The organism is Microbispora sp. ATCC PTA-5024, assembly GCF_000511135.2.
Lineage (GTDB): Bacteria > Actinomycetota > Actinomycetes > Streptosporangiales > Streptosporangiaceae > Microbispora > Microbispora corallina.
In genome coordinates this window covers 293,356-307,324 of the sequence record NZ_KI866523.1, presented here as the reverse complement: position 1 = coordinate 307,324, position 13,969 = coordinate 293,356, and the positions used below count along the sequence as shown (strand labels likewise).

Sequence of the window (13,969 nt, the reverse complement as noted above, 5' to 3'; positions counted from 1 at the left end):
CTCTGCGCCGGGCCGTACCGGCCGATTCAGGCGGCGGCGCGCACGGCGGGCCGCAGCCCGGCCGTGCGCGGCCTCCGTTCAGCCGGCTCAGTCGGCGATGCGCACGCCGCCCGCGAACGGGCGGTTGCCGAGCGGCGCGACCCGTACGACGTCGCCGGTGTGCGGGGCGTGGACCATGTAGCCGCCGCCGATGTAGATGCCGACGTGGTGCAGGTCCGGGTAGAAGAAGACGAGGTCGCCGGGCCGCAGCTCGTCACGGGAGATGTGGGTGCCCGCGGTCCACTGGTCGCCGGTGTAGTGCGGGAGGCTGATCCCGACCTGCTGGTAGGCCGCCATCACCAGGCCCGAGCAGTCGAACGACGTCGGTCCGGCCGCGCCCCACACGTACGGCCGCATCTGCTGGCTGAGCGCCCAGCGCGCGGCCTCGGCGGCCTTGCCGTCGCCGACGACGGGGAACGAGATCCGGGTGGCCCGGCCGGTGCTGACGCTGCCGGCGACCCTGCTGTAGAGGTTGCTCTCCGCCCTCTTGACCAGCTTCTCGATCTTGGTTCGCTGCCCGTCAAGGCTGGTCAGCAGCTTCTTGACCTCGCTCTGGCGGGCGGTGGCGCTGGCCTTGGCCCGGGCGGCCGCGTCCATGGCCTTGGAGACCTCGGCGACCTCCTGGCCCTGCTGCATCTCCAGCGCGTACGTGGTGGAGGCCTGGTCGAGGTACTGGCTGGGGTCGGTGTTGCCGATCAGCGCCAGCGCGGAGCCGAGCCCGCCGGTCATGTAGGAGTTCTGGGCGAGCAGGCTGGCCTTCTGCCGCTTGACCTCGAGCTCGGCCTCGCTCTTGGCCAGGTTCTTCTTGGCCAGGTCGGCGGAGCGCTGGGCGGCCTTGAGCCGGACCCGCTCGCCGTTGTACTGCTCGGTGAGGGTCTCGATCTGGGTGTACAGACGCTCAACCTCGGCGGACAGCTGCTTGAGGCTCGGCTTGGGATCGGCGGTGGCGGCGACGACGGGGGCGCCGAACGTGACGAGGCCGATGGCCACGCTCACGAACGCCGTCCGGCGGATGATCGACCCGGCCGTGGTGCCTCCGGGCCTGCGGCCCCGGGCGTGCCTACCCGCGGACCGTCCTCCACGCATGCGCAACCAAGCTCCTCTCCTCGTCGTGCCGCGCTCACGGACCCGACCTGGGCGTGAATGGTCACGCGGGTCCGTACGGCACTCCTGGGCGCCTACCGGGTTAGCTGACGGGTTCGGGCCGGAGCAGCCCTACCTTTCGGATTCACCCCTTGTCGACACGGGCCGCACTCGGCCCGACTCGCAGTTGGGTCCCCGGCTCCCCTCCACACGCTCGGTGCTTCGAAGACTCGGCGTCCGGTCCTCGCGATTGGGGCTCGCGCGACCGGCATCGTCGCAGGACACTAATGCACCGCGAGTTGTTGCTCAACCAGAACTCCCAATCCCGTCTACGTTCCACAACCGAACGATCACGGGCGGGTCACGGGAGCGGATCGCCATAGACCCCGTTTAACCTGCAACTAGTCCGTTTTGTCGGATTTCTGTTTCGCGTTATCGCAGGTCCAAGCCGGGGCAAAACTCATACCCAACTGGTCCACCCGCTGGGTCTCGCTGCGCGTACGCATGGAAACGCACGGTAACGAACCGATGTCGTGAACCGCTTTAGGGTGTGGCCGTTAATCCGGGCACCGGTTGTGGGCCCGGTGGGGGCGGGCGGCGGCCCGGCTAGGCTGACCGACCATGGAGCAGGTCGCGGAGCAGACGCACGCCGAGCCCGGCCGTCCGGAGGTCATCGTGCGCCGGGCGCGGACGCCGGACGTGCGCGTGATCCGCCGTCTCGTGGACGCCTACTCCGGCGTCGGCCCCCGCCTGCTCGAGAAGACGACGGTCACCCTGTACGAGGACGTCCAGGAGTTCTGGGTGGCGGAGATCGCCGGGCAGGTCGCCGGCTGCGGCGCCCTCCATGTCCTGTGGGAGGACCTGGCGGAGATCCGCACGGTCGCGGTCGACCCGTCGGTGCGCGGCCGGGGCGTGGGCCACCGGATCGTCGCCGCGCTCATCGAGGCGGCCCGCGCGCTCGGCGTCCGCCGGGTCTTCTGCCTCACCTTCGAGGTCGAGTTCTTCGGCCGCCACGGCTTCGTGCCGATCCAGGGCACGCCCGTCTCCCCCGAGGTGTACGCCGAACTGCTCGCCTCCTACGACGAGGGCGTGGCCGAGTTCCTCGACTTGGAGCACGTCAAGCCGAACACGCTCGGCAACACCCGGATGCTCCTTCATCTCGACCGGAGATCTTGACCGTCGCCATAACGGGCTGCAAAGGTGACTGTTGATACACCTGTCGCTACTTTTGGCAATATCAGCGTGTGCTACTGACGTGCGGCGCATGCGTTTCTGAAACGAGGTGACACGGTGAGCACCGGACAGCCGCCGTACCCCCAGGACGAGTCGGACGGCACGCCACCTCCGCCTTCCCCTCATGGGTACAACACGGATAAGCCCGCCGAAGAGTACGACCCTGACGTCACGGTAGTCAGCTATCGCAACCCGGGGCAGCACACCGGCCCCCAGCAGGCGCCCGGATACGGCCAGCAGCCGTCCCAGCAGGGCTACGGCCAGGAGCAGCAGCAGTACGCCCAGGAGCAGCAGTATGGCCAGGGCTACGGCCAGCAGCAGGGCTACGGTCAGCCCCAGCAGGGGTACGGCCAGCCCGGCTACGGTCAGCAGGCCCCCCAGCAGGGCTACGGCCAGCAGGGGTACGGCCAGGAGCAGCAGCAGTACGCCCAGGAGCAGCAGTACGGCCAGGGCTACGGCCAGCAGCAGGGCTACGGCCAGCCCCAGCAGGGGTACGGCCAGCCCGGCTACGGTCAGCAGGCCCCCCAGCAGGGCTACGGCCAGCAGGGGTACGGCCAGGAGCAGCAGCAGCAGTACGGCCAGGGCGGCTACGGCCAGCAGGGATACCCCCAGCAGGGGTACGGCCAGCAGCAGCCGCAGCAGGGCTACCCCCAGCAGGGCTACCCGCAGCAGGGGTACGGCCAGCAGCCCGGGTACGGCCAGGCCGGCTACGGCCAGCAGACTCCCCAGCAGGGCTATGGCCAGCCGCAGCAGGGCTACGGGCAGCCCGCGTACGGCCAGCCCGGCTTCGGCCAGCCGTACGCCGCGGCCGGCCCGGTCCCGCCCGGCGCGCCCGCCCCGCTCGCGGAGTGGTGGCAGCGCCTCGTGGCCCGGATCATTGACGGCGTGATCGTGGGCGTCCCGTTCGCCATCATCTCGGCCGTGATCACCGCGGTGGTCGTCACGACGGGCAACTACGACCTGTCGACGGGGGCGGTGACGGCGCCGAGCGGCTTCTTCCTCGCGTCGCTGCTCATCGCGCTCATCAGCGGCCTCGTGATGATCGCCTACGAGTTCCTCATGCTGCGGATGCGCGGCCAGACGGTCGGCAAGATCGTGATGGGCATCAGGGTCGTGCCCGTCGGCGGCTCGCTCGGTCCCGAGGGGCTGCCGGTCGACGCGGCGGGCAAGCGCGCCGGCGTCCTCTACGGCCCGCAGGTGCTGCGCTGGATTCCCGTCGTCGGATGGCTGCTCGGCATCTTCGCCTTGGTGAACGTTCTCTGGCTGCTCTGGGACAAGCCGCTGCAGCAGGCCCTGCACGACAAGGCCGCCAAGACGATCGTGGTCAAGGTCAAGTAGTGCCACAAAGCGGGGCCGATGGAACGGGCCATCGGTCCCGCTTTTCGTGTGTTTCCGCCGAGAGACCGGTCCGCTGAACGGGTGCACGGAAAATCCGTAACGGGTGACCTCGGGCGTGCGATGCTTGTCCGACGCAAGTGCCCACGCAAGTCGCAAGAGGTGACCAATGACCGCGGAACCTCCCCCCGGCCAGAATCCATATGGCTCGGCTCCGCCGCCCCCGCCCGGTTCATATCCGCCCCCGGGCGGATATGGGGCCCCCCAGGGTTCTTATGGGGCCCCCCAGGGAGCCCCCCTTCCTCCCGGCGTTCCCGCGCCCGTGGCGCAATGGTGGGAGCGGTGGGTGGCTCGCATCATCGACACGATCATCTTCTCGATCGTTTACTTCATCCTGAGCATGATCTTCAACGCCGCGTTCGGACCGAAGGTCAGCGTTAACGGCTCGTCGGTCGAGGCGTCCGGCAGCGTTTTCCTCCCGGGATTCCTCGCCGCCCTGATCGCCTACGGCGCTTATGCCGCCTACGACTACGTCCTGCACAGCAAGGACGGTCAGACCGTGGGCAAGAAGGTCATGAAGATCCGGGTGCTCCCGCGCGACGGAGGGGCGCTCGATTCGTCGGCCCTCCTCAAGCGGTCGCTGCTTTACCCGGGCGTCCTGGCTCTCTACGGGATTCCCGTGGTGAGCTGGCTGGCCGCCATCTTCGTGCTGGTCACCGCAATTCTGATCATCACTGACAAGCCCCTTCAGCAGGGCCTTCACGACAAGATCGCCGGAACGATCGTGGTGAAGACCCAGGGCTGACGCCAGGGGAAGCCCGGTCCCGAGGGGGACCGAAACAGTGGGGCGGCCGCTTCGGCGACCGCCCCACTTGGCTTTCTGAGTAGGATTTCCAGTACATCCGGTAAGACGGCTGGAGAGACGGCGATTACCTTCGTGCCCCCTGGTGGCCCCCGGAAGCCGTCCCCGGGCGGGTCCGGCGCTATCGTCATAGGAGCGTCATAGGAGGTGGGTCCAGCTGAGAAGTAGCTGGGAGCGCCTCCAGGTCCCCGGAATTCGCGAGGGCGTCCGCAATGGCACCCCCGGCACGAGCGAGGCAGAATGACAGAGGTATTGTCCGCCTTGATACCTTCCGCGGTCGTCGCCGGAGCGGCGGTCTACGGCATCGTAAAGTTGGTACGTTCCGATGCCGCCGGCCTCCGCCAGGCACGCGCGCCACGAGAGAAGACACCGGACACACCGGTTCCGGAGAATCCGCAATCGTGAATTGTCAGCCGGGGGAATCCGGGTATATGTTTGGCTGACGAATCAAACTATGGGGCTGCGAAAGGATTGCCGGATGGCCAAGCACACGCAGGTGATTCTCATCGACGATCTCGATGGCGGCGAGGCCAATGAGACGGTCGCCTTCGCGATTGACGGCACGTCATATGAGATTGACCTGAGCGACGGCAACGCGAAGCGGCTTCGCGAGGCCCTGTCGCCTTTCGTCGGCAGCGCGCGGCGTGCCGATTCGGGCCAGGCCCGGGGGCGTCGCCGTGGCGGTGGCGGCGGCGGTGGCCAGCGAGCCATGACGCGCGAGAAGAGCGCCGAGATCCGCGCCTGGGCGAAGGCGAACGGGCACCCGGTGAGCGAGCGCGGCCGTATTGCCGCGTCGATCGTCGAGGCCTACGAGGCGGCGCACTAACTCCGCCCTTGATCGTGCGGTTATGTCGGTCGTCGGATGATCCGGCGAGCGCATAGCCGCGCGATTCTGTTTGCGTCCCCTTAAAACCTCGTTCGCTTGCGGCGTATCGGGAACATGTCGGCCCCAGCAGGGGGTTGGATAGAGCGTGAACGCCCTGCTCCCGGGGAACCCTTCAGCCAGAGGAGCGGTCGCTGGGTCGGGGCTACCATGCGGAACGACGAGCCGGATCTCCCGCGTTCGCCTGACCGCTCTGTGAGGAGCGACGAGATGTTCGAAAGGTTCACCGACCGTGCGCGGCGGGTTGTCGTCCTGGCCCAGGAAGAGGCCCGGATGCTCAACCACAACTACATCGGTACTGAGCACATTCTTCTTGGCTTGATCCATGAGGGTGAGGGCGTTGCCGCCAAGGCTCTGGAGAGCCTCGGCATCAGTCTTGAGGGTGTGCGTCAGCAGGTCGAGGAGATCATCGGCCAGGGCCAGTCGGCGCCTTCGGGGCACATTCCCTTCACCCCACGTGCCAAGAAGGTCCTTGAGCTGTCGCTCCGCGAGGCCCTGCAACTCGGCCACAACTACATCGGCACCGAGCACATCCTCCTCGGCCTCATCCGCGAGGGCGAGGGCGTGGCCGCCCAGGTGCTCGTGAAGCTTGGGGCCGACCTCAACAGGGTGCGGCAGCAGGTCATCCAGTTGCTCCACGGCTACCAGGGCAAGGAGCCCGCGGCCGCCGGCGGGCCGCAGGAGTCCGCGCCCTCGACCTCGCTCGTGCTCGACCAGTTCGGCCGCAACCTCACCCAGGCCGCGCGTGAGGGGAAGCTCGACCCGGTCATCGGCCGCGAGAAGGAGATCGAGCGGGTCATGCAGGTCCTCTCCCGGAGGACCAAGAACAACCCCGTTCTCGTGGGCGAGCCCGGCGTGGGCAAGACGGCCGTCGTGGAGGGCCTGTCCCAGAAGATCGTCAAGGGCGAGGTGCCCGAGACGCTGAAGGACAAGCAGCTCTACACGCTCGACCTCGGCGCTCTGGTCGCCGGCTCCCGCTACCGCGGTGACTTCGAGGAGCGCCTGAAGAAGGTGCTGAAGGAGATCCGCACCCGCGGCGACATCATCCTGTTCATCGACGAGCTGCACACGCTGGTCGGTGCGGGCGCCGCCGAGGGCGCGATCGACGCGGCGAGCATCCTCAAGCCGATGCTGGCCCGCGGTGAGCTGCAGACGATCGGCGCGACGACGCTCGACGAGTACCGCAAGCACCTGGAGAAGGACGCCGCGCTCGAGCGCCGCTTCCAGCCGATCCAGGTCGCCGAGCCGAGCCTCAGCCACACGATCGAGATCCTCAAGGGCCTGCGCGACCGTTACGAGGCGCACCACCGGGTCTCCATCACCGACGGCGCGCTCGTGGCCGCCGCCCAGCTGGCTGACCGCTACATCAGCGACCGGTTCCTGCCGGACAAGGCGATCGACCTGATCGACGAGGCCGGCTCCCGGATGCGCATCCGCAGGATGACCGCTCCGCCGGACCTGCGCGAGTACGACGAGAAGATCGCCAACGTCCGGCGCGAGAAGGAGTCCGCGATCGACGCGCAGGACTTCGAGAAGGCCGCGGCGCTGCGCGACCAGGAGAAGCAGCTCCAGCTCAAGCGGGAACGCCGTGAGAAGGAGTGGAAGGCCGGCGACATGGACGTCGTCGCCGAGGTCACCGAGGAGCTCATCGCCGAGGTGCTCGCGACGGCCACCGGCATCCCGGTCTTCAAGCTGACCGAGGAGGAGTCGCAGCGGCTGCTCCGCATGGAGGACGAGCTCCACAAGCGGATCATCGGCCAGGACGACGCCATCAAGGGCCTGTCCCGGTCGATCCGCCGCACGCGCGCCGGCCTCAAGGACCCGAGAAGGCCGGGCGGGTCGTTCATCTTCGCCGGCCCCTCGGGCGTCGGCAAGACGGAGCTGTCCAAGGCGCTGGCCGAGTTCCTCTTCGGGGACGAGGACGCGCTGATCATGCTGGACATGTCCGAGTTCATGGAGAAGCACACCGTCTCGCGGCTGTTCGGCTCCCCGCCCGGCTACGTCGGGTACGAGGAGGGCGGCCAGCTCACCGAGAAGGTGCGGCGCAAGCCGTTCTCCGTGGTCCTCTTCGACGAGATCGAGAAGGCCCACCCGGACATCTTCAACTCGCTGCTGCAGATCCTGGAGGACGGTCGCCTGACCGACGCCCAGGGCCGGGTGGTGGACTTCAAGAACACGGTCATCATCATGACCACCAACCTCGGCACCCGGGACATCTCCAAGGGCATCGGGGTGGGCTTCGCGAAGTCCAACGACGTCGAGAGCAACTACGACCGGATGAAGTCGAAGGTCCAGGAGGAGCTCAAGCAGCACTTCCGGCCGGAGTTCCTCAACCGCGTCGACGACATCGTCGTCTTCCACCAGCTCACGCCCAAGGAGATCATCCAGATCGTGGACCTCATGCTCTCCCAGGTGGACGAGCGTCTGAAGGACCGCGACATGGGCCTGGCCCTGTCGGCGGAGGCCAAGCAGCTGCTCGCCGACCGCGGCTACGACCCGGTCATGGGCGCCCGGCCGCTGCGCCGGACGATCCAGCGGGAGCTCGAGGACACGCTGTCGGAGAAGATCCTGTACGGCGACCTCCGTCCCGGCCAGATCGTCAAGGTCGAGGTCGAGGGCGAGGGCGACGCGGCGAAGTTCGTCTTCACCGGGGAGTCCAAGAGCCCCGAGGTCCCCGACTCGGCGGCCTCGATCGCCGAGCCGATCCAGAACTGAGCCCGGCCAGGGCCGAGCAACCACGGGAGCCGTACGGGCTCCCACCCGAGGGGCGCCCCACCAGGCGCCCCTCGGCGTTTTCCGGCCTTCTTCGCCGGCGCCGGTTCCCGGTCTCCTTCTCAGGCCCCGCGTGACGACTCACGCGAGGCCTCGTGTTCGAGTGAGATCTTTCGGTCGATCCGGTATCACACCACCAAACGTAGTACTACACTCTGTAGAGTCGGCTGCGTCTCAGGGATGGGCGCCCATCGGCTTCGGCTCTCCGAACGCGGCCCGGACGTTCCCATGTCATCCCCGCGGCGTACCGGACAATCCGCTGCGGGGCGGACGCGGGAACCGCAGTGCGCGGGGGAAGCTCGGTCGGTGCCGGGCGGATCCCGGCGGCAGGAGGACCGCCGTTCCACGCGGATTCACCGCGTGGGCCGATGAGGTCCGACAGTGCACGAAGCCCTGGGAGGCACCTGATGCGCCTGTTGCACGACGACGGGACGCTCGTTCACCTGGCCTACAACGCGGGCGTACATCCCGCCGAGGACCTGGAGAACCTGATCGCCCACCTCACTCGTTACGCCGTCCCGGTGCGCAGGAGGCTCGGCGTCGAGCGGCTGGGGATCGGCCTGTGGCTCGCGCCCGCCGTCGCCGACCACCTCATCGCCGACCGCATCGAACTGGTCCGGTTGCGCCGCTCGCTGGAGGAGCGCGGCCTGGAGGTCGTCAGCCTGAACGGCACGGGCGGCCGCAACCAGGACGTCCCCGGCCCCGACTGGGCCAAGCCCGAGCGGTACCGGTACACGATGTCGCTGGCGCGGATCCTCGCCTTCCTGCTGCCCGACGACGTGCAGTCCGGCAGCATCTCGACGATCCCGATCGGCTGGCGCCGCGACTGGCCGGCCGACCTGCACTCGATCGCCTCCCGCCGGCTGGAGCGGCTCTCCCGCGAGCTGCGCGGCCTCTACAGCGTGACCGGCAAGACCATCCGCGTGGGGTTCGAGCCGTGGCCGGGCTGCGTCCTTGAGACCACGGAGCAGGCGCTCGAGCGGGTCTGCGACATCGACTCCGAGCACCTCGGCGTGTGCCTCGACGCCTGCCACCTGTCGTGCGGGGCGGAGGAGCCGGACGCCGCGCTGCGGGGCCTCGCCCTCGCCGGCGCGCCCGTGGTGAAGCTCAACCACGTGCACGACCACGGGCAGGAGATCCCGAGCACGCAGCCGGTGATCCAGGACACGCTGAACGCGATCCTGTCCGGCGCGGTCAACGGCACGGCCCACATCGAGGTCGAGGCGCACGACGGCACCGCGCCGAAGTCGAAGGGCCCGGCGGCGCTCGTGGCCCGCCTGGCCGACGAGCTCGACTGGACCCGCCGCAACCTCACCGCCCTCGGTCTCAAGCTCGCCGCCTGACACTCCGCGTCGTCGCCCGCCCGCCGCGTCGTCGTCGCGCGCGGCGGACCGGCCCGTCGTGCGTACGGGAGAGGGTCAGGCGGGGAGGCGGTAGGTGCCGTCGGGGAGGACCTCGGCGAGGCCGTCGTCGAGGAGGCCGTCCAGGGCCCGCTCGCGCTGCGCGTGGTCGGCCCACACCGCGTCCAGGGCGTCCTTGGGCACCGGGCCGTGGGCCTCCCGCAGAACGGCCAGCAGCCGACCGCGGCACTGCCGGTCGGTCCCGGCGTACGTCTGGCCCTGCCGTACGGGACCGTCGTGGGCGGGCCGTCCGGCGAGCCGCCACGCGCACAGCGAGGCGACGGGGCAGCGCTCGCAGCGCGGCGCGCGGGCGGTGCAGACGAGCGCGCCCAGTTCCATGACCGCGACCGCCCAGCGGGGCGCCCCGACCGGCGGGATCAGCGACTCGGCGAGCCGCCGCTCGGCCGACGTGGTGGCCTTGGGCGGGTACTCCTCGCCCCGGACGGTCCGCGCGAGCACGCGCCGGACGTTGGTGTCCAGGACGGCGTGGCTGCCGCCGTACGCGAAGCTGGCCACCGCCGCGGCCGTGTAGTCCCCGATGCCCGGGAGGGCGCGCAGCTCCTCGTACGACGAGGGCACCCGGCCGCCGTGCGTCTCGGTGACGGCCCGGGCGCAGGCGTGGAGGTTGAGGGCCCGGCGCGGGTAGCCGAGACGCCCCCAGTGCCGCACGGCCTCGCCCGGAGACTCCTTCGCGAGCGCCTCCGGGGTGGGCCAGCGCTCCATCCACTCCGTCCACACCGGCAGGACCCGCGCGACCGGCGTCTGCTGGAGCATGATCTCGCTGACCAGGATGCCCCAGGGGGTGGCGTCCGGCCGGCGCCACGGCAGGTCGCGGTTGTGCTCGGCGTACCAGTCGAGGATGGGCTCGCGCAGTGAGACGGACACCGTCCGACCCTATCGCCGCCCGTCCGCGACCGATTAGGGAAAGCTTGTGGACAGCCAGGGCCAGGGTTTCCCCTGCGAACGGGCACGGGACGGCGAGTCTTTGCCCCCGCCGCGCCACGGCTCCTCATACTGTCCGCATGGATCCGGACACGTTCCGTGGTGATGTGGGTGTCGAAGGGGCGGACGTCTACTGGCGCCGCCGGGTGTCGGTGCTCACGGGAATGCTCGTCGTCGTGGCGGTGGTGGCGTGGGCCTGCAGCAGCGCCTCCGGGAAACCGGACGCCGCCAAGTCCGTGAGGGCGACGCCGGGGCCCGGCGACACGATGGTCGTCGCGCTTCCCTCGGCTCTCGCGTCGAAGATCCCCTCACCTTCTCCGAGCGCGCCCTCCCTCTCGCCGGGCGCGACCGGCTCGCCCTCGCCGTCCGCGCCGCCGCCGAAGCCGCGCCGTCCCGGCGATCCCTGCGACGCCAAGGACCTGGTCCTCGCATTGCAGAGCGGCCAGGACGTGTACGGCAGGGACAGCGCGCCGACGTTCGTGCTGACCGTCGTGAGCACCGGACGGATGGAGTGCACGGTCGACCTGGGGCCGCGGACGCTGGAGATGCGGGTGCTGTCGGGCGGGCAGCGCGTCTGGTCCACCGCCGACTGCGTGGCGGGTGACGGCGTGGACCGCCAGATGCTCGAGCGCGGCATCCCGTTCGTACGCACGATCCGGTGGGACCGGCACAGGTCGGGCACCGACTGCGAGGGCAAGCGGCCGGCGGCCGGCCCGGGGACCTACGTGGCGACCGCCCACGCCGGGCCGATCAGGAGTTCGCGCGTGGTCTTCCACCTCCGCTGAACCGGCGGCGGTCCCCGCGCGGAGGTCTACAGATAGCGCTCAAGGATGGACGACTCGGCCAGCCGGGACAGGCCCTCGCGGACGCTGCGGGCGCGCGTCTCCCCGACGCCCCCGACGGACTGGAGGTCGTCGGTGCTGGCGGCCAGCAGCTTCTGCAGGCCGCCGAAGTGGTCGACGAGCCGGTCGACGATCGTGCCGGGGAGCCGCGGCACCTTGGCGAGCAGGCGGAACCCCCGGGGGCTGACGGGGCGGTCGAGCGCGTCGGCCCCCGTGTAGCCGAGGATCCCGGCGACCTTCGACAGGTCGAGCAGACCGGTGGAGGACAGCTCGTCGAGCTCCCGCATCGCCTCCAGGTGGTCGGGCGGGTCGGGCACGTAGTCACGGATGATCTGCTCGCGGTCGGGCTCGACCCCGGCCACCAGCTCCTCCAGCTGGAGGGACAGCAGACGGCCGTCGGTGCCGAGCTCGACGACGTATCCCTCGATCTCCCCGGCGATCCGGCGGACCATCTCCAGCCGCTGGACGACGACCGCGACGTCGCGCACGGTCACCAGGTCTTCGATCTCCAGGGCCGACAGCGTGCCCGAGACCTCGTCGAGCCGGGACTTGTAGCGCTCGAGGGTGGCGAGCGCCTGGTTGGCCTTCGACAGGATCGCGGCCGACTCCTCCAGCACGTAGCGGACGCCGTCGAGGTAGAGGGCGATGATCCGCATCGACTTGCTGATCGAGATCACCGGGTGACCGGTCTGCTTGGCCACCCGCTGCGCGGTGCGGTGGCGGGTGCCCGACTCGTCGGTGGGGATGCCGGAGTCGGGCACGAGGTGGACGGCCGCCCGGACGATCCGCAGCGGCCCGCTGTCGAGTACGATCGCGCCGTCCATCTTGGCCAGCTCGCGCAGGCGGGTCGCGGAGAACTCCACGTCCAGCTCGAAACCGCCGGTGCAGATGCCCTCGACGACGCGGTCGTAGCCCAGCACGATCAGGCCGCCGGTGTGGCCGCGCAGGATGCGCTCCAGGCCGTCCCGGAGGGCGGTGCCCGGAGCGACCGCGGCGAGCACGGCTCTCCTGTGGTCGTCGGATCCCTTGTCGTTGTCCAGCACGTGACCCCTGCGGTCGGGACGGCTACCCCGCCTGCGAACGCCCCTGCGGGCTCAATGACGTCATCAAGCTTACCGGCGTAACAGAGCCTTCACCTTACGTGCGTGAGGGCATCCCACACGTTCTGCACCTCGGTCACCTCGAAGCCCGGGGTGAACGACGTGGTGCGGGCGGCCGGCTCGCGCAGCGCGACCAGGTGGCCGCGGCTCTGCGAGCGCTCCAGCCGGGGGGCGTCGTCCTCCAGAGATCCGGCCGGCACCAGGGCGCGGGTGAACCCGAGGCGGGCCGCCTCCGCGAGCCGCCGCCGCACGTCGCGCACCGGCCGCAGCTCGCCCGCCAGGCCCACCTCGCCGAGCGCCACCAGCCCTGTCGGCAGCGCCGTGTCGCCGGCCGCGCTCACCACCGACAGCATGAGGGCCAGGTCGACGGCGGGGTCGGTCAGCCGGATGCCGCCGACGGTCGCGGTGAACACGTCGCACTTGCCGATCTTGGCGTTGAGCCGCCGCTCCATCACGGCGAGCACCATCGCGACCCGGTAGGAGTCGAGCCCGGAGGAGGTGCGCCTCGGCTGCGGGGCCTCGGTCGGGCCGACCAGGGCCTGCAGCTCGGCCGGGATCGGCCGGGTGCCCTCGATGGTGACCGTGACGCACGTGCCCGGCACCGGTTCCGGGTGGCGTGAGACGAACAGCCCGCTCGGGTCGGCGATCCCGGTGATGCCGCGCTCGTGCAGGTCGAAGCACCCGACCTCCTCGATCGGGCCGAACCTGTTCTTCACCGCGCGCACCATGCGCAGACGGGAGTTGCGGTCGCCCTCGAAGTGGAGGACGACGTCGACCAGGTGCTCCAGCACGCGGGGGCCGGCGATCGAGCCGTCCTTGGTCACGTGACCGACGAGCACCGTCGCCATGCCCCGCTCCTTGGCGAGCCGGACGAGGTTGCCGGCCACCTCGCGGACCTGGGTGACGCCCCCGGGCACGCCCGTGGCGTCGGCCGAGCCGATCGTCTGCACCGAGTCGACGATCAGCAGGCCGGGCCGCACCTTCTCGACGTGGGCGACCAGCGCCGCCAAATCGGTCTCGGCGGCGAGGTAGAGGCGGTCCTCGATGGCGCCGATGCGGTCGGCCCGCATGCGGACCTGGGAGGCCGACTCCTCGCCGGTGACGTAGAGCACGGTCTCGCCGGCCGCGGTGCGGGCGGCCGCCTCCAGCAGCAGCGTGGACTTGCCGATGCCCGGCTCGCCGGCCAGCAGCACGACGGCGCCGGCGACGAGGCCGCCGCCGAGGACGCGGTCGAGTTCGGGGACCCCCGTGGTGCGGGCGTGCGCGACCTCGGCCTTGACCTCGCCGATGGGGACGGCGGGGGCCGACACGGCGCCGGGCCTGACGACGTGGACGCCCTGCCGCGCGCCCGCCTCCTCGACCGTGCCCCACGCCTGGCACTCGCCGCACCGGCCGACCCACTTGACGGTCGTCCAGCCGCACTCGCCGCACCGGTAGGTCGTCTTCGCTGCCTTGGTCACGACCGGGAGGCTACCGGC

11 protein-coding genes and 1 riboswitch are annotated in these 13,969 nt (G+C 70.2%); of the genes, 7 read left to right on the top strand and 4 right to left on the bottom strand.

Translation table 11 applies throughout. The annotated features are described in order from the left end of the window. Positions 1–87: 87 nt before the first annotated feature. Entirely contained in the window at positions 88–1,125 is a 1,038-nt protein-coding gene (locus MPTA5024_RS44255; protein WP_036324394.1) for a C40 family peptidase, read from the bottom strand. Between the two features lie 74 nt (positions 1,126–1,199). Then, positions 1,200–1,368: riboswitch (cyclic di-AMP (ydaO/yuaA leader) on the bottom strand. A 375-nt stretch (positions 1,369–1,743) separates the two neighbouring features. Between MPTA5024_RS44255 and MPTA5024_RS13900 the strand changes: the two genes are divergently transcribed. From MPTA5024_RS13900 to MPTA5024_RS13875, 6 genes are all read left to right on the top strand, one after another. Then, on the top strand, positions 1,744–2,298 hold the full coding sequence (locus MPTA5024_RS13900; RefSeq protein WP_036324391.1) for an amino-acid N-acetyltransferase: 555 nt from the start codon (positions 1,744–1,746) through the stop codon (positions 2,296–2,298). Positions 2,299–2,412: 114 nt separating this feature from the next. Beyond that, a complete protein-coding gene (locus tag MPTA5024_RS13895; protein ID WP_051458152.1) occupies positions 2,413–3,693 on the top strand; it encodes an RDD family protein in 1,281 nt (426 codons plus the stop codon). A gap of 166 nt (positions 3,694–3,859) precedes the next feature. Next, on the top strand, positions 3,860–4,495 hold the full coding sequence (locus tag MPTA5024_RS13890) for an RDD family protein (RefSeq protein ID WP_084369695.1): 636 nt from the start codon (positions 3,860–3,862) through the stop codon (positions 4,493–4,495). A gap of 535 nt (positions 4,496–5,030) precedes the next feature. Next, positions 5,031–5,378 (top strand): histone-like nucleoid-structuring protein Lsr2, encoded by a 348-nt coding sequence (locus MPTA5024_RS13885; protein WP_036324386.1) that lies wholly within the window; start codon positions 5,031–5,033, stop codon positions 5,376–5,378. Between the two features lie 267 nt (positions 5,379–5,645). Beyond that, positions 5,646–8,150 (top strand): ATP-dependent Clp protease ATP-binding subunit, encoded by a 2,505-nt coding sequence (locus MPTA5024_RS13880; RefSeq protein WP_036324384.1) that lies wholly within the window; start codon positions 5,646–5,648, stop codon positions 8,148–8,150. A gap of 464 nt (positions 8,151–8,614) precedes the next feature. Further along, positions 8,615–9,550, top strand: a complete 936-nt coding sequence (locus MPTA5024_RS13875) for a TIM barrel protein (RefSeq protein ID WP_036324381.1) — start codon at positions 8,615–8,617, stop codon at positions 9,548–9,550. A 75-nt stretch (positions 9,551–9,625) separates the two neighbouring features. On the opposite strand, the gene MPTA5024_RS13870 is transcribed toward MPTA5024_RS13875, so the two are convergent. Further along, positions 9,626–10,492 (bottom strand): A/G-specific adenine glycosylase, encoded by an 867-nt coding sequence (locus MPTA5024_RS13870; RefSeq protein WP_036324378.1) that lies wholly within the window; start codon positions 10,490–10,492, stop codon positions 9,626–9,628. 137 nt (positions 10,493–10,629) lie between these two features. Between MPTA5024_RS13870 and MPTA5024_RS13865 the strand changes: the two genes are divergently transcribed. Next, positions 10,630–11,334: a hypothetical protein gene (locus MPTA5024_RS13865; protein WP_036324375.1), complete on the top strand. Its 705-nt coding sequence runs from the start codon at positions 10,630–10,632 to the stop codon at positions 11,332–11,334. 26 nt (positions 11,335–11,360) lie between these two features. On the opposite strand, the gene disA is transcribed toward MPTA5024_RS13865, so the two are convergent. After that, positions 11,361–12,434 carry a DNA integrity scanning diadenylate cyclase DisA gene (disA, locus tag MPTA5024_RS13860; protein ID WP_157099464.1) on the bottom strand — a complete coding sequence of 358 codons (1,074 nt, stop codon included), beginning with the start codon at positions 12,432–12,434 and terminating at the stop codon, positions 11,361–11,363. Between the two features lie 89 nt (positions 12,435–12,523). After that, complete coding sequence (radA, locus tag MPTA5024_RS13855) at positions 12,524–13,951, bottom strand: DNA repair protein RadA (RefSeq protein WP_232326461.1); 1,428 nt, start codon at positions 13,949–13,951, stop codon at positions 12,524–12,526. Positions 13,952–13,969 lie beyond the last annotated feature (18 nt).

Bases quoted from the DNA above. Each gene is read 5' to 3' on its own strand.
- MPTA5024_RS44255 (WP_036324394.1), bottom strand. From the start codon at position 1,125: ATGCGTGGAGGACGGTCCGCGGGTAGGCACGCCCGGGGCCGCAGGCCC.
- MPTA5024_RS13880 (WP_036324384.1), top strand. From the start codon at position 5,646: ATGTTCGAAAGGTTCACCGACCGTGCGCGGCGGGTTGTCGTCCTGGCC.
- MPTA5024_RS13875 (WP_036324381.1), top strand. From the start codon at position 8,615: ATGCGCCTGTTGCACGACGACGGGACGCTCGTTCACCTGGCCTACAAC.
- MPTA5024_RS13890 (WP_084369695.1), top strand. From the start codon at position 3,860: ATGACCGCGGAACCTCCCCCCGGCCAGAATCCATATGGCTCGGCTCCG.
- MPTA5024_RS13900 (WP_036324391.1), top strand. From the start codon at position 1,744: ATGGAGCAGGTCGCGGAGCAGACGCACGCCGAGCCCGGCCGTCCGGAG.
- MPTA5024_RS13885 (WP_036324386.1), top strand. From the start codon at position 5,031: ATGGCCAAGCACACGCAGGTGATTCTCATCGACGATCTCGATGGCGGC.
- MPTA5024_RS13865 (WP_036324375.1), top strand. From the start codon at position 10,630: ATGGATCCGGACACGTTCCGTGGTGATGTGGGTGTCGAAGGGGCGGAC.